Annotated in this window: 12 protein-coding genes; 5 read left to right on the plus strand and 7 right to left on the minus strand. The window is 68.6% G+C overall.

Annotated elements, in window-relative coordinates; translation table 11 throughout:
• Positions 1-795: 795 nt before the first annotated feature.
• The 3 genes from ACIBQZ_RS21500 to ACIBQZ_RS21510 form a co-directional block, all read right to left on the minus strand.
• Positions 796-1773, minus strand: a complete 978-nt coding sequence (locus ACIBQZ_RS21500; protein WP_396090492.1) for a hypothetical protein — start codon at positions 1771-1773, stop codon at positions 796-798.
• A 1021-nt stretch (positions 1774-2794) separates the two neighbouring features.
• Positions 2795-3967 (minus strand): calcium-binding protein, encoded by a 1173-nt coding sequence (locus ACIBQZ_RS21505; protein ID WP_396090493.1) that lies wholly within the window; start codon positions 3965-3967, stop codon positions 2795-2797.
• A 193-nt stretch (positions 3968-4160) separates the two neighbouring features.
• Positions 4161-5693 carry an LPXTG cell wall anchor domain-containing protein gene (locus ACIBQZ_RS21510; RefSeq protein WP_396090494.1) on the minus strand — a complete coding sequence of 511 codons (1533 nt, stop codon included), beginning with the start codon at positions 5691-5693 and terminating at the stop codon, positions 4161-4163.
• Positions 5694-5972: 279 nt separating this feature from the next.
• On the opposite strand from ACIBQZ_RS21510, the gene ACIBQZ_RS21515 reads away from it, so the two are divergent.
• Entirely contained in the window at positions 5973-7106 is a 1134-nt protein-coding gene (locus ACIBQZ_RS21515; RefSeq protein ID WP_396090495.1) for an MFS transporter, read from the plus strand.
• Here the strand turns inward: ACIBQZ_RS21515 and ACIBQZ_RS21520 are convergent.
• Positions 7027-8217: a hypothetical protein gene (locus ACIBQZ_RS21520; RefSeq protein ID WP_396090496.1), complete on the minus strand. Its 1191-nt coding sequence runs from the start codon at positions 8215-8217 to the stop codon at positions 7027-7029. The two genes, ACIBQZ_RS21515 and ACIBQZ_RS21520, sit on opposite strands and share 80 nt — an antisense overlap.
• A 3-nt stretch (positions 8218-8220) precedes the next feature.
• Positions 8221-9267 (minus strand): XRE family transcriptional regulator, encoded by a 1047-nt coding sequence (locus ACIBQZ_RS21525; RefSeq protein WP_396090497.1) that lies wholly within the window; start codon positions 9265-9267, stop codon positions 8221-8223.
• A 554-nt stretch (positions 9268-9821) separates the two neighbouring features.
• On the opposite strand from ACIBQZ_RS21525, the gene ACIBQZ_RS21530 reads away from it, so the two are divergent.
• From ACIBQZ_RS21530 to ACIBQZ_RS21540, 3 genes are all read left to right on the plus strand, one after another.
• Positions 9822-10055, plus strand: a complete 234-nt coding sequence (locus ACIBQZ_RS21530; RefSeq protein ID WP_396090498.1) for a hypothetical protein — start codon at positions 9822-9824, stop codon at positions 10053-10055.
• A 185-nt stretch (positions 10056-10240) separates the two neighbouring features.
• A complete protein-coding gene (locus ACIBQZ_RS21535) occupies positions 10241-11950 on the plus strand; it encodes an integrin alpha (protein ID WP_396090499.1) in 1710 nt (569 codons plus the stop codon).
• Positions 11951-11961: 11 nt separating this feature from the next.
• Positions 11962-13452, plus strand: coding sequence for a calcium-binding protein (locus tag ACIBQZ_RS21540; RefSeq protein ID WP_396090500.1), 1491 nt, complete (start codon positions 11962-11964; stop codon positions 13450-13452).
• Positions 13453-13728: 276 nt separating this feature from the next.
• Here the strand turns inward: ACIBQZ_RS21540 and ACIBQZ_RS21545 are convergent, their stop codons facing one another.
• Positions 13729-14937 (minus strand): calcium-binding protein, encoded by a 1209-nt coding sequence (locus ACIBQZ_RS21545; protein ID WP_396090501.1) that lies wholly within the window; start codon positions 14935-14937, stop codon positions 13729-13731.
• Between the two features lie 521 nt (positions 14938-15458).
• Here ACIBQZ_RS21545 and ACIBQZ_RS21550 point away from each other — a divergent pair.
• Positions 15459-20225, plus strand: a complete 4767-nt coding sequence (locus tag ACIBQZ_RS21550; protein WP_396090502.1) for an ExeM/NucH family extracellular endonuclease — start codon at positions 15459-15461, stop codon at positions 20223-20225.
• A gap of 125 nt (positions 20226-20350) precedes the next feature.
• On the opposite strand, the gene ACIBQZ_RS21555 is transcribed toward ACIBQZ_RS21550, so the two are convergent.
• Positions 20351-20800, minus strand: coding sequence for a hypothetical protein (locus ACIBQZ_RS21555; protein WP_396090503.1), 450 nt, complete (start codon positions 20798-20800; stop codon positions 20351-20353).
• Between the last annotated feature and the right edge of the window lie 343 nt (positions 20801-21143).

Raw genomic sequence — 21143 nt, forward strand, 5'->3', positions numbered from 1 at the left:
AGGCTCTATTGTTTGGCCAGCTCACGGGCATGGCTGCAATGAGAATACCGGCCGTAACGACGATTAAAAGTCCTCAGCTCTGCCATTGAGCTAGCAGCCCGCGACGATCAGGGTACCTGCACGGGGCTGATGACAAGAGCCCGTCCCGGGCGCGTCGATGTTTACGCTGGTCGCAGGGCTGCGGACTCGTGAGCACACTGCTGGCCAACGTCGCTCCTTCGAGCATCTCCGAACCTTTACGGCGTGACGAGGCCCGTTGCCGAAGCTGCGAGCAACCACGGAGCAACTGGATTGGCCAGCGACCGGTGACGGCGAGGCGCCCGCACGTCCAAGAAGTAGGCCGGCTGCACGCCGGACCCCGACCACACCGCGGCCTGGACCGGATCCAACCTGATTCACCGACCTGGTCGGCCGCCGCCGACCGACCCTTGACATCGACGTACTCGCGTTCCTGGTCACCGTGTGCTCGGCGGCGGGCCCGCCGACCTAAATTCACCACTCACGATGTGTAATCGGTGGACCTGAGATCGCGCCGGATCGCGGCAGACAGTACCTTGCGGGCCGAAGGGGGATTTGAACCCCTGGTGGGGCGCGGCACGCCGTTGGCCCCACGCACCTTCGAGCCGTCCGCGCGTGCCCGGCCTTCGACTCTGAGTGCTGCACACCACCAGGGCGATGTCCTCGGCGGACAGTTCGGGTCGGAGCAGGGCAGCAGACATTTGCCGTCGATACGCTGCTCTGCCTTGACCTCGGAGCCGTGCCCCTCGGCGGCACGGCCCGATTCTGCCCGCGTCGTCAGGTTCTTAACTTCGACCTGACGCGCTTGCCGAGGCATTCGGTGCGCAACTTCTGGCTCCTCTGCGCAGTAACGGTACCGGTGGACGCGCCGCTGTCGAGGTTGTTCACCAGCCACGCGACGGCTACGCCGCGGTCGCCGACGGTCCAGAGGTCGCCGGTGCCATCGCTGTCCACGTCGGCGGCGTACAGGGTGACGTCTTCGCCGGTGTGGAAGGTGTCGGACAGCAGGTAGGGCGTGTATCCGGCGGTGCCGGCGGCCGTCCGGGTGAAATCGTTCCAAAGAAATAGCTGGCCGGTGGAGGCCTGCCGGAGGAACAGCGCGGTTCCGGACCCGGTCTGGGCCGTTGCGATGGTCCAGGTGTTCCAGTCGGTACCGCCGGTCGGCGTCGGGACCGACAGGGCGAAGACCTCGCCGTAACCGCCGGTGGTTCCGTTGTTCGGGTAATAGGTGAGGAAGCTGCTGCCGTCGTCCTTACCAGCGATCCCGATCAGATCCGGATAGGTCGTGTCATGAGCGCCGGCATTGGCGAGCTGGATCGGGTTGTTGATCGTCTGGAAGTCGTCCCAGTCAAAGCCGGTGAAGGTGCCCGCATTGATGTTGTGGTAGTTCTGGTCGAATTCGGCCTCGATCGTCGATCCGTCCCCGTTGCCGCGCAGGACGACTGCCCCACCCGGATTTCTCGTGTGGGCGGGCGGGTAGTAGACGAAAACGTCCTGCAGGTCGCTGCCGGAGAAGTGCCCGGTGAGGACCTGCGCGCCATCGAAGTCAGTCGGGCTTCCCACGGTGCCGGGGCTGAACACGCCGTTACCGTGGGATCCGATGTTGGCTGCGGCGGGCGCGATCCGCCCATTGCCCTTACCCGACGCGAGCCAGAGGCCGGACGCGATGTCGTGGTCACCACCGATGGCGACCAGGTCGGTGAGATTGTCGCCGTCGAGGTCGGCGTCGACGGCGGGCCCCGGCGATGCAGCCATCGCGGGAGTCATGGGCAGTGGCGCCAACACCACCGCTCCGGATAGGACGCCAGCCGCCGTGGCCAGCGAAAACGCTCGCACACCGGCGCGAGTTCGAATCCCCGTTTTCAAGATTTCTCCAAGCACAAGATCAATGATCGCGGCATATATGAAAGATCTTGCATCAAGTGCACATGTTCATCGCCAGACTTAAATCGACTGATACGAGATCGTTAGCTTGATCAGTGCCGGGTAGCCCTGGGAATTTCACGCCCGGGCCAGAGGAACGGCCGCGCGAGGACACCGAGGGTGGACCACTCAGCGCAACGGACCGTCATGCGCGGAAGCCGCCGGCATGACGCCCGAAATGGCTTAGCTCTCGACGGGGCCCGGCATCCAGCGATCAACGTTACCGACGCCTCAGGGGATAGTCGTGCGGGTTACTAGCTTCTCCGCAGTCGTGGCATGACATCCGGCCGTTAACGGAGCGCCCAGGGAGTATTCGACGTCCATAATGGATTAGGCTCCGAAGTTTTGTGCAGCTCACTGGCGTATCGGACACGGAGTTATTCGCCGCAACGACGATAAAGATCCTCAGCTCTGCCATTGAGCTAGCAGCCCACGACGATCGCGGTACCTGCACAGGGCTGACGACAAGAGCCCGTCCCGGGCGCGTCGATGTTTGCGCTGGTCGCAGGGCTGCGGACCTCGTGAGCACACTGCTGGCCAACGTCGCTCCCTCGAGCATCCTGAACCTCAACGGCATGACGAAGGCCCATTGCCGAAGCTGCGAGCAACCACGGAGCAACGAGACTGGCCAGCGACCGGTGACGGCGAGGCGCCCGCACGTCCAAGATGTACGGACCCTGACCACACCGCGGCTTGGACCGGATCCCACCGCTGACCTCACCCGCGCAAGCGCGGCCGGCCATCGGCTGCCGGGCGAGGTGCGGGCGTGCCGGGGCAGCGCCGTGATACGGGCCCGCAGTCATCACCGGCGTTGACGTGCGGGCCCCGAGCAGTGGTTATCGGCGACGTGTCATCAGGCTGGAGTCTCGCAGGAGATCAGGGTGACGGAATCGTATCGGCCGTTGCACACGTCGTAGTTGGCGCCGCCGTCGAGGAGGCCGACACCGTTGTAGACGGAGAGCATGTCGTCGCCGGCCTCGCCGTAGAGCTCGTGGTGGCCGTCGCCGTCGCCGGCGCGCAAGTCGTCGTTGCCGCTGCCACCGAGGATGGTGTCGTTGCCGCCGAAGCCGTCGATCATGTTGGCCGCCGCGTTGCCGACAAGGCGGTCGTTGCCCGAGCCGCCGGTGAGGTGTTCGACGTCGGCGCCGACGGTGTCGTGTTCGCCGGCCGCACCGTCGTCGCGGGACACCCCGTTCAGGGAGATGGTGAGGGGCTTCTTGTAGCGCTGGTAGTCGACCGAGTCCCGGCCCGCGCCACCGAGTAGCACGTCGGCGTAGAGCTTGCGGTCGTCGGGGTCGCCGTACAGCTCGTCGTTGCCGGGGCCACCCTCGATGCGGTCCGCGCCGGACCAGGCGACGAGGAAGTCGTTGCCGTTGCCGCCGTACAGCTTGTCGTTGCCGTTGTCGCCGAAGAGGCTGTCGTTCCCGTTGCCGCCGTGGATCACGTCGTTGCCGGCGCGGTCGGGCGCGTTGATGCAGTCGCTGTCGCCCAGGACGTGGTCGTTGCCGTCACCCGCGGAGACGTAGTCGGACCCGTCACCGGCGTAGATGAGGTCGTTGCCGCCCTTGCCGTAGATCTTGTCGTTGCCGGCCGACCGATCGCAGGGGTCCTCGCCGTGCAGGGCATCGGCCTTCGGGCCGCCGACGAGCTTGTCGTTGCCCGAGCCGCCGTACGCCTCCATCTTGAGGTCGCTCTTGTTGACCACCGAGTCGTCCCGGTCGTAGAGATCGACGATCACCTTGGCGGGTGTCTTCGTGGTCTTGCAGCGGACCCGGGTCTTGTCGCCCTTGACCTGCTTGCAGTTCTTGCCAGGCTTGACAGCCACCCGATCGTCGATCGTGACGGTCCGGCCGGAACGGGTGATCACGACCTTGTTCTTGACCTTGGTGTCGGCCGCGAACGAGACCGTGGTGGCGCCCGCGGTCACCCGTCCGTAGCTCGACGCCGCGGCGGGGCCGGCGACGGCCGTGGCAGCAATGGTGGTGGCGGCCGAGAGAATGACGGCCGACCAGACTTTGCGTGACATCGAATAATCTCCCCGTTTGGATACCGGCTGCATCATAGGGTTGAGTCGGCCTGGGGCGCGGTGTCGGGATTGCTCTCGATCCGTTTCGCCAGGCCGCTCGCCGACCGACGAATACGACAGGCAACGGTTTGATGAGACGGCATTCGCGCGCCTGGTTGACGGGGGCGGGTGAAGGCCCGCCCCCGCTCAATGATCAGGCTACGAATCGGGTGCGGCGCCGACGGGCCACGATGAACCCGGCGATGCCCGCCGCCAGCAGAAGCGCCCCAGCTGCGCCGATGAACCCGGTCTGCGGGCCGGTGATCGGCAGGCTGCCGCCCGAGCCGCCGGTGTCGGCGGGGTTCACGACGATCTTGGCGGCGTCGTTGGACTTGTTGATGTCGCGGCTGAACCGGTCGCACTCGCATGCCGGGTTGACCTCGACCGCGCCCACAGCGTTCGGCACCACCTTGGTGATCTTCAGGCCGAACTCCCAGATCAACTGAGTCTTCGCCGGGAAGAGCGGGTTGCTGAAGCAGACGTACTGCAAGGCATCGGGCTTGGTCTTCACGCTGTCGTCCTCGGACTTGCTGCATCCGTCCGCAACGGTGGTGACCGTGGTGCCGGTCGGGATGGTGATGATGGCGGCCACGGCGGAGCTGCCGCTGCGGCTCCGGTCCAGGGTCGCCGGGCCGTTGTTGCGCACGCCGACAGGAACCTTGACGTTGTCGCCGGCTCCACCGGACACGGTGGCGCCGATCGCCGCGAAGTCGGTGCCCTGCTTGCCCGCAACATTGATGGTCAGCGACTGCCAGTTGTTGTCCGGATTGGTGTCGGTCTGCTGCTGCCTCGCGAGCGACGAGGCCGCCGGCAGTTTCCGAATCTCGAGCGTGCCGCCGCTGCCGACGGTCCCCGGGCCTTCGTAGCCGGCGTCGTCGAGGAACTTGATCAGGTCGGCGTAGTCGCCCGCGGTGAGCCACTCGAACTCGCCGGCCACCGTGCCGGGCGCGTACGTGTCCGCCCGCAGCCGGTACGGCAGGACGATCTGGTAGGTCGCGCCGGGCTCCAGGTCCTGGTCAAACGTGCACGCGTTCACCTGGCTCTGGGAGTAGAAGCAGTTGGCGAACTGTTTCGTCGACAGGAACGGGTAATCGGTGTCGAAGATGACTGCGGTCCCGTGCACCACCTTGTCGGTGGTGTTGTGGACCTGCAGCGCGGCCTCGAACGACCTGCCAGGCTTGACGCTGATTTCCTTGGGTGCGCCGGCCGCGAGGTCCACGCCCTCGGCGACGGTGACGTCGGCCGTGCGGGTGATCGGAGCGACACCGTCGGCAGAGAAGGTGACCTTGACGGTGCCGTTCTTGCCGAGCGCGGCGTTGGTGGCGGTGATGCCGACCACGAAGTCACCGATGGCACCGTCCGGGCTGATCCAGGTCTCCCAGGGTGTGGTGCAGGTGAGCTTGGCCGGCCCGTCGCTGGTGCAGTCCGAGAACTCGTCCGCCATGCCGAGGCTGACGCCGTCCAGGTCGCCGGACAGCTGGTAGACCGCCGTGGCGCCGGTGACGGTTGTTTCCTGGTCGGAGAACAGGATCGGGGCAACTTGGGTGCTGCCGCCGGCGGCGACCGTGACGTCCGGCAGGGCAACTCTGATGGCCGGAGCAGCGGCGTAGGCGGGGGCGGCGAGCGCGGCTGCTGCGACGGCGACGACCGCGCCGATGAGCATGCGCCGGCCGAGGGATGGGTGCATGCGAGGGTCCTCCCTGAGGTCCGGTAAGGCGGGGCGGGAGGAGCATAGAAGCCTGTCACGCGCGCGTCTGTCCCGATGGAACGAACCTGTATCGTCGTTGCCGAAATGAGATCGACCCGACGGTCCAGCCCGATGTGATCGAGCATGAGGACTGCCATGTCCGCCTCCACATGGGTCTGTGCGCAACGAGCCAAGGTCCACGGAGGCCATCACCACGCTCCGCTACGGAATGATCGACGACGAGTGATGTCCCGCTAGAGTGACCGGCGGGGGTGACGTGTGCGGGCTGCTCGGGGTGTCAGTCTGGTATTCGCGCTCAGTGGTGCGACGCAGGCGTCCTGGATGTCCCGGCTGCCGGTGATTCTCGAGCAGACCGACACCAATTTTGTCCGGCTCGGGGTCGGGCTGCTGATGCTCGGTGTCGGCACCCTCGCCGCCATGCTGTTGACCGGCCCGGCGTGTGGCCGGTACGGGAGCCGTCGGGTGCTCGCCGTCGGTTTTGCCGTCACCCTGTTGTCGTTGCTCGCGATTGTTCTGAGTCATTCGCCGCCGGCTCTCGCGCTCAGCCTGCTCGCCATGGGCGTCGGCAGCGGCGTCTGGGATGCCGGCATGAACGTGCAGGGGTACGCGGTCGAGAACGGCCTCCGGAAGCACCTGATGAGCCACTTCCACGGGTGGTGGAGCATCGGCAGCATGGCCGGCGCCGGCCTGGGTCTGGCGGCCACCCGGTTCTCGGTGTCCCTGCTGGCGCATCTGGCGGCGGTCTGCCTGATCACCGGTTCGCTCTGTCTGGTCAGCCTGCGCTCGTTCGTTGCGGACAAGGCCGCGCGGCCCGACGCGGCCCGTTCGCAGTCCCGGTGGCCGCTCCGGCGGCTGGCGCCGATCGCGGCGCTGATGTTCTGCGGCGCGGTCGTCGAGGGTGCGGCCGGCGACTGGCTCGCGGTTTACCTCAACGAGGTACGCCATCTGTCGCACACCGGCGCAGCCCTGGGGTACGCGCTGTTCGTCTCCGCGATGGCGGTCGGGCGGCTGGCCGCGGAACGACCGCATCGGCACGTCGGTGCGGTCGGGGTCGTCCGGACCGGCGCGATCCTGGCCGGGGTGAGTGTCGGGCTGATCGTGCTGACGACGGCGAGTTCCTGGGCGTTCGTCGGCGCGCTCGGCTGGGGTGTCGGCATCTGCTGGGTGTTCCCGGCCGCGTTGAGCGCCACCGGGAACGCCGCCACGCCGTCGGCCGTCGCGGCCATGACCGCGGTGGGCTACAGCGCCAGCGTGTTCGGGCCGTTGGCGATCGGCGGCATGGCGCACGCCACCGGGCTCGGCACGGCCATCCTCAGCCTGGTGCCATTGATTTTTGTCGTGGCGGCACTGGCGCCGGTGCTGGCCGGGGCCGCCCCGGGCCAGTCGGGGTGATCGGCCGGAGTCCGAGGCGCTCCACCGCGGCCTCGATCGGTGAGCGCGTATCGGTGGCGCTGTGCCGGATCGGCCGTACGCCGGCCATGAAGCCGCGCCAGCGTTCCCGGTCGCGCTGCCACGCCCGGATGTACGCGACGCACTGTCCTGGCCGGATGAACTGGAGGCGGCCGCTCGAGGCGGTCAGCGACTCCAGCATCTGCTTGTCGCGTACGGTGATCGGACCGCGCTTGTGCTCGATCCGGCCCTTGATGTCGTCGATGAGCGCCAGCCGGGCAGCGAGGAAACTCGTCCAGTACGCCTCGTCCGCGCCGCCGATCCGGCCGCCCGCGTCGAACAGGGCGAAGAGCCCCTCGGCCAGCACGTCACCGAATTCCTCGCGGCGGGCGCGCTCGGGGCTGGCGAACGGGTCGTACGGCTTCTGGATCGCGTTGCCGACCTGACCCACCGGCCGGAGCATCGTCTCGCCGAGCAGGAAGAACCAGTCCTCGTTGTAGATCTCCGGAAAGAAGGAGTCGATCCGGTCCGCCGGTACGGCCAGCGCCCCGCCCCCGATGAACGTGTCCTGCGGCGCCCCGGTCTCACGGTTGGCGTGACACACCACGGAGTTGTCGGGGAATCCGCCGATCCGCAGGCCGACACCGTCGCGAGTGTCCACAAGGGCCACCGCGCGCTCCAGGTCGGCGGCGTCCGGCACGGCGATGTCGTCGTCGAGGAAGACCACCCGCTTCCAGCCGGCCAGCCGGGCGAGCACCAGCCCGAGATTGCGTTTGGCGCTGGTGTCCGTACGCCGCTTCAGCCGGGATTCCCCGAGCACCGTCGACGTTTCCAGGAACGGCAGCTTGGGGATGCCCGCCTCGGGGAAGCCGACGGCGACCACCTGGACGGACGTCCGCCCGGCCAGCGCCTCGACGGCCCGCCGCGGCTCACAATGCTTGCTGCACAGCACCAGCAGCACACAGCCGAGCTGCTCGGCCAGGCGACCGGCCTCTTCCAGGGCGGCGGCCCGGCGGGCGCTCGGCACGATGATGGCGTCGACCGGTTCGCGGCCCGGTGTCGAGGATTCCTTGATCAGACCTCGGTGGGACGAGCGCTGGGCGACCCGGCTCACGCCTCACTCACCGGCGGCCGGCCACTCGTGCAGCCGGTGCTGCTCCTGCATCCAGTCAGGGGTCACCACAGCTCCGTTCGGATTGATCCGGACCCGCATCAGGATGCTGAACGTCTGCGTGTCGCGGAAACGCTTCCGGACATACTCCTCGTTGCGATCACGGAACCTCGCGTCGGTCAACGCGCGAACGGCGCCGTAGGTTCCGCGACCGTACATTCCATTACACAGTGTGACAGTCCGGCTGGCGTTGTAGGGATTCTTCCCCCGAAAGAAATGGGCTACGTCCTCCAGGAGGCTGCCGTTGGCTTCGTCCAGGAGGGGCTCGAATTTATCCCCCTCGGCGGTGGAGAAGTACCCCGGGTCCCCGTCCCGGGGCCGCATCTGCTGGCGGACCGGCAGATCGAGGCGCCGGGTGATGTCGCGGTTGATCGGGTTCCAGTCCACGCCGCCGATCAGCACCAGGTGCGCGGTGAAATCGTCCTCGCCGAGCTCGTCGGACCGGCAGATCCGGACGTCCGCCACCGGGTTCACCGCCCGGATGTGGCCGTGCACCTCCAGCAGGGCGTCCAGATCGGCCAGCCCGTACGAGCGGACGTAGTCGGGGTCCTTGGTGTCCATGAACGGCATCCGCTCACGGAACCGCTTCGGCAGGCTCCCGCACACGATGATGATCGGCGACTGGTCCGGGAAGAACCAGGTGCCGCCGCCGATCTTCTGGTCGACCGATCCCGACAGGGTCAGCGGGCGGGGCCCGAACTGCCCCGGATCCTCGAGATATTGCGGCCCCTCGGGAAACCGCAGGCTGAGCAGCTGGGTGTGCAGCTCGTCGCGGACGACGCGTTCCACCTCGGTGAGTTCGTGCTCACTCAGCAGGTGGGCGGGCCGGGACTCCACCGAGCGCCGGCTGGCGAAGAAGGTCGCGTACTGGGCCAGCCGGCTCGCCGGTGGGAGCACCGGCTTGTGGGTGGACTCCCAGGAGGAGATCAGCGACAGGCTCAGTGCGGTGTCGCCGCCGAGCGCTTCAGCGATCTGCTGCTGGGTGACCTTCATGTCGGGCCAGTGCTGAACCCTCAGGGCACGGAGGCGCCGCGCGAGGCGCGAGTCAGGCTGCTCTGCCGGCTGCATCGTGCACCCTTCACTGAACTTCAGCTGAGGCAGCGAAGTTTAGGACGGATGATCATACAAAGCTAGTCCCCCTGCACAGCACCGCAGATAGCGTCAAGACGTGACGTGAACGTGACTGAATCGATTCTTCAGCTTGCTAGAGCCGCCTTCGCGAGCTTAACCTGAAGTTCATCGAAGTTTCCTGAAGATCCAGGAGGCGCGAGATGGCACCAGTGGTCAGCCGACGAGGCGCCCGGTCGGCTCGCTCGCCGCCCCGGCCAGGATCCGATGTCCCGGCGACCACCCACGGAGATCAGACCTATGCCTCATCGCCCGCACAGGCACCCCCGAGGACCGATTGCCAACGATGACCCGAGGGCGCCTGCCACTCACGCACTCCAGGAGAGTCCGTCATGCCGAAAGTACCGGCTTCCCCGACCTCCGTAAACCGGCCTGCCCGGAAAGCCCGCGGGCTTCCGCTGGTCAGACGCGGTTTCCTGATGACCGCCCTCGTCGTCGCCTACGGCGCCAGCACCGGCGCGGGCGTCGGCCCGGACTCCTCGCAGGTCGAGCTGATCATGTATTCGCTCGGCAGCGCGCTCGCCATCATCATGGCCATCAAGATCGTCATCAAGCTGTTCGTCTACATCGTCCAGACGGCCGCCGTGCTGGCGGTGCTGGGCCTGCTCTACGTCCTCGGCAACGTCGCCGTCAACGCCGTGACCGGCAGCTGAGCCCACGAGCCCGCGACGGTCCGAGGGGGCCGCCGCGGGCTCGCCCAGCGGGATGGCGCTGGGGTCGGCGCGGTGCGGGGGGACGGCCGGCGATCGTTACGGTGCTGTGGCCTGGCGGCCGGGAACGGGACTGCGTGCGGCGGGTCGATCTTCTACCCTGCTTCTCCTGACTTCGAGGAGCACACTTGAAACCCGTACGCCTCCTGGCCGGTGCCCTGGCCGTCACCGCGACCACCGCCACCTTCTTCCTCACGACGCCGGCCGACGCCACCCAGAACGCCGGGCCGATCGCACCCGCCGATCCCGCGCTCCGGCCCTGGCTCCCGGAACACAAGCAGCCGCAGGCCCGGGCCGGCGCCAGGGCGATGTCCGACGAGCTGCCCGGCGCGGTGGAGATCCTGCGCGACGGCATCACGCTGCTGCACCAGCGCACCGCGGTGTCCCGGACGCCCGTGACCGGCAAGGGCGCCACACTGTCCGATTTCGACGGTGACGGCCGGGACGACGTCGCCGCGTTCAGTGGCGCCGGTGTCGTGGTCACGTACTCCTCGGCGCCGGCCCGGGACATCCTCATCACCGAGATCCCCGGCGGCAGCGGCTGCGTGTGCTTCGGCACCGAGATGGTCACCGGCAACTTCAACGGCGACAAGTACGACGATCTGGCCGTCGGCGATCCGTACGAGCACGACCTGAAGGGGCAGGGCTACGAAGGGGGCGCGGTGTGGGTCTTCGCCGGTGGCCCGTCGGGGCTGAACGCCGACACGGTCAAGCACTTCAACCAGAGCACGTCCGGCATCGTCGGCACCTCCGCCCAGGGTGACCGGTTCGCGGACGCCCTCGCGGCCGGCGACATCACCGGGGACGGCCGGGACGAGCTGCTGATCGGGCTGCCCGGCAAGAAGGTCGGCGGCAAGAAGGAGGCCGGCGCCGCCGTCGTGCTCAAGGGCAGCTCCGCCGGGATCACCACCAGCGGCTCGAAGTGGATCGACCAGAACACCTCGGGCGTGCCGGGCGGCGCGGAGACCGGCGACCACTTCGGCACCGGGCTGGCGATCGGAAAGATCAACAAGGACAAGTACCGCGACGTGGTCATCGGCGCCCCGCAGGAGGACGACGGCCAGGCGTACACCGGCAGCGGCTCGGTCACTCAGTTCTGGGGCTCGGCCGCCGGCGTCTCGCTGTCGAAGGTCACCGCCGTGTACGGCAAGTCGACCTTCACCGTCGCGGAGCCCAAGGACGCGGTGGTCTGGTACCTCGGCGGCGTCCTGCAGATCGCGGACACCTCGGGTGACGGCTACGGCGAGGTCGTCGTCGGCGACTCGGCGGCCCAGGCCAACTGGATGATCAACGGCGGCGTCGTGGTGACGCTTGCCGGCCGCAGCACCGGCCTGTCCCTCAAGGGCATGATCCTGCTCTCCCAGCGGGACAAGGACATCGCGGGTGCGTCCGAGGACGACGACTACTTCGGCGACTCGATCGCCACCGGCGACGTGACCGGCGACGGCATCGCCGACGTGCTGGTCGGTGTGCCGGGCGAGGACATCGGCAGCGCCAAGAACGCCGGTTCCGTGGTGCTGCTGCGCGGCTCGAAAAAGGGCCTAACCGCCGCGAAGTCGCAGACCATCACCCAGTCCTCGGCGGGCGTGCCGGACGCCCCGGAGCGCGACGACACGTTCGGCGCCGCGGTCTCGGTGCTCAACCTGAACGGCGCCTACGGGCTGGACGCGGTCATCGGCGCCCCCGGCGAGCTAGTCACGGGCGACACCCCCGGCTACTCGTCCGGCACGGTCACCCGGCTCTACGGCGGCAGCAAGGGACTCGGCTCCGGGTCCGCGATCAGCGGTCGCTCGCTCGGCGCGGCCGAGCGGTACTACGGCTACCTGGCACACCAGTGAGGAACAAGCGGATGAATCCCCAGCGGCGTGCCGCGCTCTCCATCGCCGTGGTCGCTCTGGTGACCACGGGTACGGCCCTGATCGGCGGTCCCGCATCGGCGGCGGCCACCGGTGTCGCGTCGGTCGTCAGCTCCACCAAGGTGCAGTACAAGGCCGGCTCCGGCAAGGTCAACAAGGTCGTGGTGACCCGCTCCGGGCGCACCTTCACGATCGACGACGTGGTGACCGTCAAGGCCGGTAAGGGCTGCAAGGCCGTCAAGGGCGACAAGACCAAGGTCAAGTGCACGACGTCGAAGAACCCGGACTGGTTCCGCGTCTACACCTACGACAAGAACGACACCATCACCAACAACACCGACCTCGGCATGACGGCGCGGGCCGGCTCGGGCAACAACACCATCACCGGCGGCCCCAAGCACGACGAGCTCTTCGCCGACGACGGCGCGGACAAGATCTACGCCAAGGGCGGCAACGACTACGTCTACTCGGCCGGCGGCAACGACTACATCTCCGGCGGCTCCGGATCCAACGAGCTGATCGGCGGCCCGGGCAACGACACCATCGTCGGCGGCCCGGACTTCGACCGGATCCGCCCGGACGCCGGCAACGACGTGGCCCACGGCGGCGCCGGCGACGACTACTTCGAGGAGAGCTCCGGCAAGGACGTCCTCTTCGGCGACGACGGCTCGGACGACTTCTTCCAGAACGAGTACGACGGCCGGGGCGCCCAGGACATGCGCGGCGGGCCCGGCTGGGACTCGGTGGACTACTTCCCCCGCACCAAGGCGGTGTACGCCGACAACGACGGCAAGAAGGGTGACGACGGCGCGTCCGGCGAGGGCGACACCATCGGCGCCGACGTGGAGGGCATCTCCGGTGGCAAGGGCAACGACTACCTCGGCGGCAACTCCGCGGCGAACACACTCTCCGGCAACGAGGGCAACGACAAGCTCCTCGGGTACGGCGGTGACGACCAGCTCTCCGGCAACGACGGCAACGACCGCCTCGAGGGTGGCGCCGGCAACGACGGCCTGAGCGGCGAGTTCGGCGCGGACGTGATGCTGGGCGGCTCCGGCGTCGACGACGTCTACTACTACGAACGGGTGGTGACCGTGATCGCCGACCTGGACGGCCAGAGCGGCGACGACGGCTCCAAGGGCGAGAAGGACACCGTCGGCGCCGACGTGGAGAACCTCTGGGGCGGCTGGGGCGCGGACACCCTGACCGGCAACGGCGGCAGGAACATCATCAACGGCGGGCACGGCGCGGACGTGATCCGCGGCGGTGAGGGTGACGACGACCTGGACGGCGGCGAGGGCATCGCCGGCGGCGTCGACAAGGTCTACGGCGAGGCCGGCGACGACACCCTGCGCGGCGGCGACTACGACGAGCGCGACCGGTACGTGCTGGACGGCGGCGCCAACACCGAGGTCGGCGACAACTGCCTGCCCGGCTCGCGCGGCACCGGCGACCTGGTGGACTGCGAACGCACCGAGTACTGAGCAACCCCGGTATGCGGAGAGGCCCCGACGAGCTGCGGTTCGCCGGGGCCTCTCCGCATACGCGCCCAGCCGCCAACCGGACCGCCCGCCCAGCCGGCCACCGGACCGCCCGGCCGGCCGGCCCGGGGCGACACCGCGGTAGCGACCTCGGTGCGGGCAACCGGAGAAGGTGCCGGCGACCGGAGAAACAGAGCGGCCCGGCCGGAGAAACAGAACGGCCCGGTCGGGCCGGGGCGCCATCGGCGTCCCGCCCGGCCGGGCCGGATGGATCAGGTGTTACCGGTTCGCCAGCACGGCGGCCAGGCGCGCCTTGCCCTGCTGGATCTCCGCGACCCCGGCCGCCGGCGTGGCCGCCGACGCGCTCCGGGCCACCGCGAGGAAGTTGCCGAGCTCGCAGTTGGTCGCCGTGCCCGCGGCCATCACCAGGCAGATGTCGCCCTGCGAGTTGTTGGCGCCGCCGTCGAGCTTGTCGAGGGCCGAGTCGCTGCCGATCGGGTTGCCGCTGTCGTCGGTGTCCTCACCGACGAGGATGTCGTCCTCGGTGCTGCCGGAGATCGTGTCGCTGCCGTCCTGGCCGACCAGGTAGTCCCGGCCCACGCCACCGACGAGCTTGTCGTTGCCCGCGCCGCCGCCGACCACGTCCTCGCCGTCGCCGGCCGACACGGTGTCGTTGCCCGCCTCGCCCGCGATGTCGTCGGCGCCGGTGCCACCGGAGATGGTGTCGTTGCCCTTCTCGCCCCGGAGCTTGTCGTTGCCGGTGCCGCCGGAGAGGACGTCGTTGCCGTCCCAGCCGTAGAGGGTGTCGTTGCCCGAGTCGCCGTACAGGGTGTCGACGTCGGTGGCGCCGTCGAGGATGTCGTTGCCGGTGCCGCCGACGAGGCGGTCCTTGCCGGTGCCGCCGTAGATCTCGTCGTTGCCCGAGTCGCCGTACGCCTTGTCGGTGCCCGAGCCGGCGTCGATCTGGTCGTTGCCGGTGCTGCCGACGATGTGGTCGTTGCCGGACTCACCGAACATGATGTCGGCGCCGCCCTTGCCGTACAGCTTGTCGTTGCCCGTGCCGCCCTGCAGCTGGTCCTTGGCGGAGCCGCCGGTGAGGGTGTCGTTGCCGCTGCCGCCGTCGGCCAGCATGTAGACGGAGGTCTTGTTGGTGACGGAGTCGTTCTTGTCGCCGAGGGCGATGCTGAGCTTCGTCGTCTTCTTCTTGGTCGTGCACTTGACCTTGGTCTTGTCGCCCTTGACCGCCTTGCAGCCCTTACCGGCCTTGATGGCGACCTTGTCGTTCAGCGTGACCGTGCGGCCGGAGATGGTGATGGTCAGCGAGTTGCTCTTGCCGAGCAGCGCGTTGAACTGCACGGTGGCCGAGCCGGTCACCTTCGCCAGGCCGGCCGAGGCGGCCTGGGCGGGCATCGCGAAAAGCGCGGTGGAAGCGACAGCGACGGCGGTGAAACCGATACCGGCCAGTGCCTTGCGGTGGAACAGAGACATGCAGAAACCCCCGTGAGAAGGACAACAGATGATCGGCGGCGACTATACGTGAGGCACGCTCGTGCTCGCGTTGAAGATCGGCGAGCACGTCGCCACCGGCTGTCGACAATGGACCACGTACCGGTCATCGATCGACGCGCATCATCTTCCGGGCGACCAGCGGAAACACGTGTGCGGCCCGCGACCGGCCCGGCCGCGGGCCGGCCGCCCGGCCCGCGAGCAAGATCGGACGATCGGCTGAAAGAATCGGTCGGTCGGTTGAATAACCGGCCCGGCCTTCGCCGGGCCCGGGGTTCCCGATTCGCAGAACGCACATTCAGCTGCATCTCGCCCATCCATCGACGGTGCACAGCTTCCCTATGCCTGTTCGTTACCTGAACGAGCGTTGATCGTCATTGGACCTGCTTACGCTGCGGCGCACTAGTTCCTCGGAAGGACAAAACTCAATGCGTCGATCTATGCCCACGGCCGGGGCCGCCAACCGGCGCCGGTCAGGGCGGCACGCTCTCGGAGCCGCGGTTGTGACCACCGCGCTCGGCCTGAGCTTCGCCGGTCCGGTCCACGCCGCGGAAGTCGCAGCGGGACCATTCATCAGCGAAATTCACTATGACAATTCCGGCACGGACAGCGGCGAGGCCATCGAGGTCGAGGCGCCCGCGGGCTTCGACCTGACCGGCTGGCAGATCGTGCTCTACAACGGCACCGGCGGCGCCTCGTACAACACCGCGACGCTCAGCGGGGTCGTGCCGGCCGCCGGTGTGGTCGTCCAGCGGTATCCGGCGAACGGGATCCAGAACGGCGCCCCGGACGGCGTGGCACTGGTCGACGCGACCGGTGCGGTCACCGAGTTCCTGACCTACGAGGGCACCTTCACGGCCACCGGTGGCCCCGCCGCGGGAAGCTCCGGAGTGGACATCGGCGTCGCCGAGGGTGACAGCACCACGGCCGCCGACTCGCTGCAGAAGATCGACGGCAGCTGGAAGGCGCCGGCCGCCAACAGCTTCGGCGTGCGCAACGCCGCGGCCCCGGACCCGGATCCCGACCCCGAGCCGACCCCGGACTGCACCGTCACGCCGGACCACACCATCGCCCAGGTGCAGGGCACCGGCGCGGGTACCACGCTGGCCGGCACCCGGGTCACCGTCGAGGGCGTCGTGACCGCCGACCACCGCACCGGTGGCTACAACGGCATCTACGTGCAGACCGCCGGCAGCGGCGGGGAGCGCCCGGTCGCCGCGGGTACGGCCTCCGACGGCATCTTCGTCTACCTGCCCACCGGCACCGCCCCGGCAGTCGCCATCGGTGACCTGGTGCGCGTCAACGGCACGGCCAACGAGTTCAACGGCTTCACCCAGCTGAGCATCGCGGCCAAGACCGACGTGCAGGTCTGCGCGCACGACGCAACCCTGCCGGCCCCGGTGGCGCTGAGCCTGCCGCTGGCTGACGACGCCCGCGAGTCCGCGGAGGCGATGCTGGTGGCCCCGGTCGGGGCGTTCAGCGTCTCCGACGTCTACAACACCAACCGGTACGGCGAGATCGTGCTGGCCGCCGGCAACGAGCCGGCGCGCGTACCGACCGACGTGGCCCGTCCCGGCACCGAGGCCGCGGCGCAGGTGAAGGCCGCCAACAAGCTCGGCCGCATCCTGGTCGACGACGGCCGCACCACAAACCTGGCGACGGCCGGCCTCGCGCCGCCGTACCTGTCGAAGACCGACCCGGTCCGGGTGGGCGACACGGTCGAGTCGTTCGGCCCGTCCGTGCTGGCCTTCGGGTTCAGCGAGTGGCGCCTGCAGCCGACCACCCCGGTCGACGCGGACACCTCGCCGACCGCGCGCACGACGTTCAAGGACAGCAACCCGCGCACCGCCGCGCCGGCCGCCGTCGGCGGCGACATCAAGGTGGCCAGCTTCAACGTGCTGAACTACTTCGTCCACTTCGGTGGCGAGGCGCGCGGGGCCACCAGCGAGGCCGCGCTGGCCAAGCAGCAGGCGAAGATCGTCTCGGCGATCACCGCGCTGGACGCCGACGTCGTCGCGCTCATGGAGATCGAAAACTCGATCCGGTTCGAGACCGACAACCCGCAGCTGGCGCTCAAGACCCTGGTCGGCGCGCTCAACGCGGTCGACGGCGCGGGCACCTGGGACTACGTCCGGTCGCCGGCGGAGCTGCCGGCCGCCGCGCAGCAGGACGTCATCACCACCGCGATCATCTTCAAGCCGGCCGCGGTGACGCCGAAGGGCGCCGCCCGGGCGATCAACGACGAGACGGTGTGGTCCAACGCCCGCGAGCCGATCGCGCAGACCTTCACCTCGGGCGCCATCACCTTCACCGTGGTGGCGAACCACTTCAAGTCCAAGAGCGCCTCGACCACGCCGACCGGCGACAACGTCGACAGCGGCGACGGACAAGGCCCGTTCAACGGTGACCGGGTCCGGCAGGCGAACTCGCTGGCCGGCTTCGTCGACACGCTGAAGACCAGCAGCGGCAGCGACCAGGTGCTGCTGCTCGGCGACTTCAACGCGTACACCCAGGAAGACCCGATGCAGGCCCTGTACGACAAGGGCTTCACCGACGTGCACACCACCAAGGCGCCGGGCAAGTACTCGTACGTCTTCGGCGGCGAGACCGGGTCGCTCGACCACGGGCTGGCCACGGCCTCGCTCGCCGAGCGGGTCACCGGCGTGGACATCTGGAACATCAACTCCGTCGAGTCCTTCGCCTACCAGTACGACGGCCTCGCGTCGTTCTACGCGGACGGCCCGTACCGGGCCAGCGACCACGACCCGGTCGTGGTCGGCCTGGAGACCGGGCTCACCAAGCCGGTCGACCTCCAGCTGCTCAGCATCAACGACTTCCACGGGCGGCTGGAGTCGCCGTCAACCGTGGGCGGCCAGGCCGTCGGCGGGGCGGCGCAGCTCGTCGGGCTGGTCGACCAGCTGCGGGCGGCCAACCCGAACACCGCGTGGGTCTCCGCCGGTGACAACATCGGCGCGTCGACGTTCATCTCCGCGATCGACGCCGACAACCCGACCATCGACGCGCTGAACGCCGGCGGCCTGAACGTCGCCGCGGTCGGCAACCACGAGTTCGACAAGGGCCTCGCCGACCTGCTGGGCCGGGTCGAGGACCGGGCCGAGTTCCCGTACCTGGCGGCGAACGTCTACTCCGACGACAAGCGGGTGCTGCCCGGCTACTCGGTGCAGAGCCTGGGCGGCGTCCGGGTCGGCTACATCGGCGTGGTGACCGAGCAGACCGGTTCGCTGGTCAGCCCGGACGGCATCGCCGGCGTGCAGTTCCGCGACCCGGTGGCCGAGGCGAACAAGCTGGCCGGCGAGCTGTCGGACGGTAACGCCGCTAACGGCGAGGCCGACGTGCTCGTGCTGCTCGCGCACGAGGGTGCCGCCACCGAGAACATCGGTTCTGCGGCGCAGCTGGTGGCCGACCCGGTCTTCGGTGACTTCACCAAGGTGAGCGCCGAGATCGACGCCATCTTCAGCGGACACACCCACCAGCCGTACGCCTTCCAGGTGCCGGTACCCGGCACCGCCAAGACCCGCCCGGTGATCCAGGCGGAGGACTACGGCGAAAAGCTCGGCAAGGCCGTCCTCACCTACGACCCGGCCACCAAGTCGGTGACCGCCTCCACCGCCGAGCTGCTGCCGGTCGTCGGCGCGACGCCGAACGCGAAGGTCGCGGAGATCGTGGCCACCGCCAAGGCGAAGGCCGCCGAGCTCGGCAAGCAGCCGCTCGGCAGGATCACCGCGGACATCCTGCGCGGCTACGCCAACGGCACCGAGAACCGCGGCATCGAGTCGGTGATGGGCAACTTCATCGCCGACGTGCAGCTCGACCAGACCAGCGAGGCCGGTCGCGGCGGCGCGCAGCTCGCGCTGATGAACCCGGGCGGCCTGCGCGCCGACCTCAAGTACGGCACCGACGGCACGATCACCTACGCGGACGCGTTCGCCGTGCAGCCGTTCTCGAACGACGTGGTCACCCAGACGCTCACCGGCGCGCAGGTCAAGCAGGCGCTGGAGGAGCAGTGGCAGCCGGACGGGGCCTCCCGGCCGGTGCTGCACCTGGGCGTGTCGAAGGGGCTCACCTACGCCTACGACGACAAGCAGCCGCGGGGTCAGCGGATCATCGCCGCGTCGCTCAAGCTCAACGGGGTCACGCTGAACCCGACGGGCACCTACCGGGTCACGACGAACTCGTTCCTCGCGGCCGGCGGGGACAACTTCGCCACCCTGGGCAAGGGCACCGACCGCAGGACGACCGGCGACAACGACCTGACCATGCTGGTCAACTACTTCGTCGCGCACACGCCGGTCACCGCGGACCCGCAGCCGCGGTCCACCGTCGGCGTCCTGGACGGCACCGCACCGACCGGCACCTTCACCTTCGACACGACGGCGGTCTGGCCCGGCCAGACCGTCACGCTGACCCAGACCGCGCTCGCCGACGACGTCAGCGCGGCGGCGGGGATCACCCGGGTCGTCACCTGGGGCGACGGCAGCGTGCCGCAGACCCTGGCGGCCGGGGCCACCACCGCCACCCACACCTATCCGGCGGCCGGCAGCTTCGCGGTCTCGGTCGCGCTGACCGACGAGGCCGGCAACACCGCGGGGGCGGCCTTCACCGGTCCGTCCACGGTGATCGTCTCGGCCCAGCCCGGCACGTTCGCGCTGAACACCAAGGCGATCTGGGCCACCCAGTCGGTCAAGCTGGGCCTCAGCGGGACCGGCAGCGCGAGCAAGGTGACCGTCGCCTGGGGCGACGGGGCGATCACCACGCTGTCCGGCAACGTCGGCGGCGTGGCGCACACCTATCCGAAGGCCGGCACGTTCACGGTCAAGGTGACGCTGTTCAACAAGGCCGGGGCCGGCACTCCGGTCACGGTCGGCTCGGTCAAGGTCACCAAGGACACCTACAAGCCGGTCGTGACGTTCAGCGCGCCGAAGAACGCCGAGAAGGCGTCGTCCTGGTCGAAGATCACCGGTACGGCGACCGACAAGGGTGTCGGCGTGGCCCGGGTCCGGGTGAAGCTGATCGAGCAGCGGAACGGCAAGTGGTACTACTACACCGGCAGCTCCTGGGTGAAGACCACCTCGAAGAGCCAGGCCTCGGCCAAGGCAGCGGTGATCACCGTGACGCCGGGCGCCACCGGCGGCTGGAGTCTCGGCCTCAAGGGCGTCAAGAAGGGCACCCTGACGGTGACCTACTGGGGCTCGGACAAGGTCGGTAACACCTCCGTGGGCAAGAGCTACACGAAGAAGATCACCAAGTAACGCGGTCCGGCGCGGAGCCGGAAACAAGAACAGGCCACACCCCGCACGGGTGTGGCCTGTTCGACGTTACCGGCCGGCGAGCTCGCGGGCCGTCGACGTCCCGTCGGGTCAGGTAGGGCTAGACGTCAGCGACGCGGGCCGTCGTGGCCACCGTTCCAGTCACCGTCGTGGCCACCACCGTTGTTCCAGTGGCCGCCACCGTTGTTCCAGTGACCGCCACCGTTGTTCCAGTGACCGCCGCCGTTGTTCCAGTGGCCGCCACCGTGCCAGTCGCGCTCGACCTCGAGGCGCCAGAACGTCCGGAAACCGCGACGCACGCGGTCGCACTCGTAGTCGTCCCAGCGGTCGAAGCGCTCACCGATGCGACCGACGCGCTCGCACTGCATGCGGGTGCGGTAGTAGCCCTGGATCCAGTCGCGCCTGTGGCTGGTGTCGGCCTGCTGCTGGGTGCTCTGCTTGGCAGCCGTGGTTCCCTGGGCGGTCGACGTCGACGCCGCCGCGGGACCGGCGCTGAACGTCGCACCGGCGACCAGGGCCATTCCGGCCATGGCCAGCATTCGTGTTGCCTTACTCATGGAACCACCTTTTCTCGGCAGGTTTATTGCTAGATCCACACAATCATGATCAACTGCCCGAATTGTGGATGTACCGCCACATTAACCCGATTAGGTGATATTCCGTGTCGCATGAGGACTGAGCGGGAAAACCCGAGAATGGTTTCTTGGGTGGCCAATCATCCGAACGGCCGATGAGCGCTCAACATGCGGTCATCGGCGCTCGTACTTTCGGGTTATTGGTACCGGTTCGCACCCATTGACGCCGCACCATTCGCGTTTATCCCACGAAATACCGGCGAGTTATAAAAGTGCTGATTCGCTGATTGAGAGAGCGCTCTCTAGCCAGGATTTTGACCAGCTG

The organism is Actinoplanes sp. NPDC049599, from assembly GCF_044465625.1.
In the GTDB taxonomy this organism is placed as follows: domain Bacteria; phylum Actinomycetota; class Actinomycetes; order Mycobacteriales; family Micromonosporaceae; genus Actinoplanes.

Bases quoted from the DNA above. Each gene is read 5' to 3' on its own strand.
- ACIBQZ_RS21500 (WP_396090492.1), bottom strand. From the start codon at position 1,773: ATGGCTGCATCGCCGGGGCCCGCCGTCGACGCCGACCTCGACGGCGAC.
- ACIBQZ_RS21505 (WP_396090493.1), bottom strand. From the start codon at position 3,967: ATGTCACGCAAAGTCTGGTCGGCCGTCATTCTCTCGGCCGCCACCACC.
- ACIBQZ_RS21510 (WP_396090494.1), bottom strand. From the start codon at position 5,693: ATGCACCCATCCCTCGGCCGGCGCATGCTCATCGGCGCGGTCGTCGCC.
- ACIBQZ_RS21525 (WP_396090497.1), bottom strand. From the start codon at position 9,267: ATGAAGGTCACCCAGCAGCAGATCGCTGAAGCGCTCGGCGGCGACACC.
- ACIBQZ_RS21530 (WP_396090498.1), top strand. From the start codon at position 9,822: ATGACCGCCCTCGTCGTCGCCTACGGCGCCAGCACCGGCGCGGGCGTC.
- ACIBQZ_RS21540 (WP_396090500.1), top strand. From the start codon at position 11,962: ATGAATCCCCAGCGGCGTGCCGCGCTCTCCATCGCCGTGGTCGCTCTG.
- ACIBQZ_RS21545 (WP_396090501.1), bottom strand. From the start codon at position 14,937: ATGTCTCTGTTCCACCGCAAGGCACTGGCCGGTATCGGTTTCACCGCC.
- ACIBQZ_RS21555 (WP_396090503.1), bottom strand. From the start codon at position 20,800: ATGAGTAAGGCAACACGAATGCTGGCCATGGCCGGAATGGCCCTGGTC.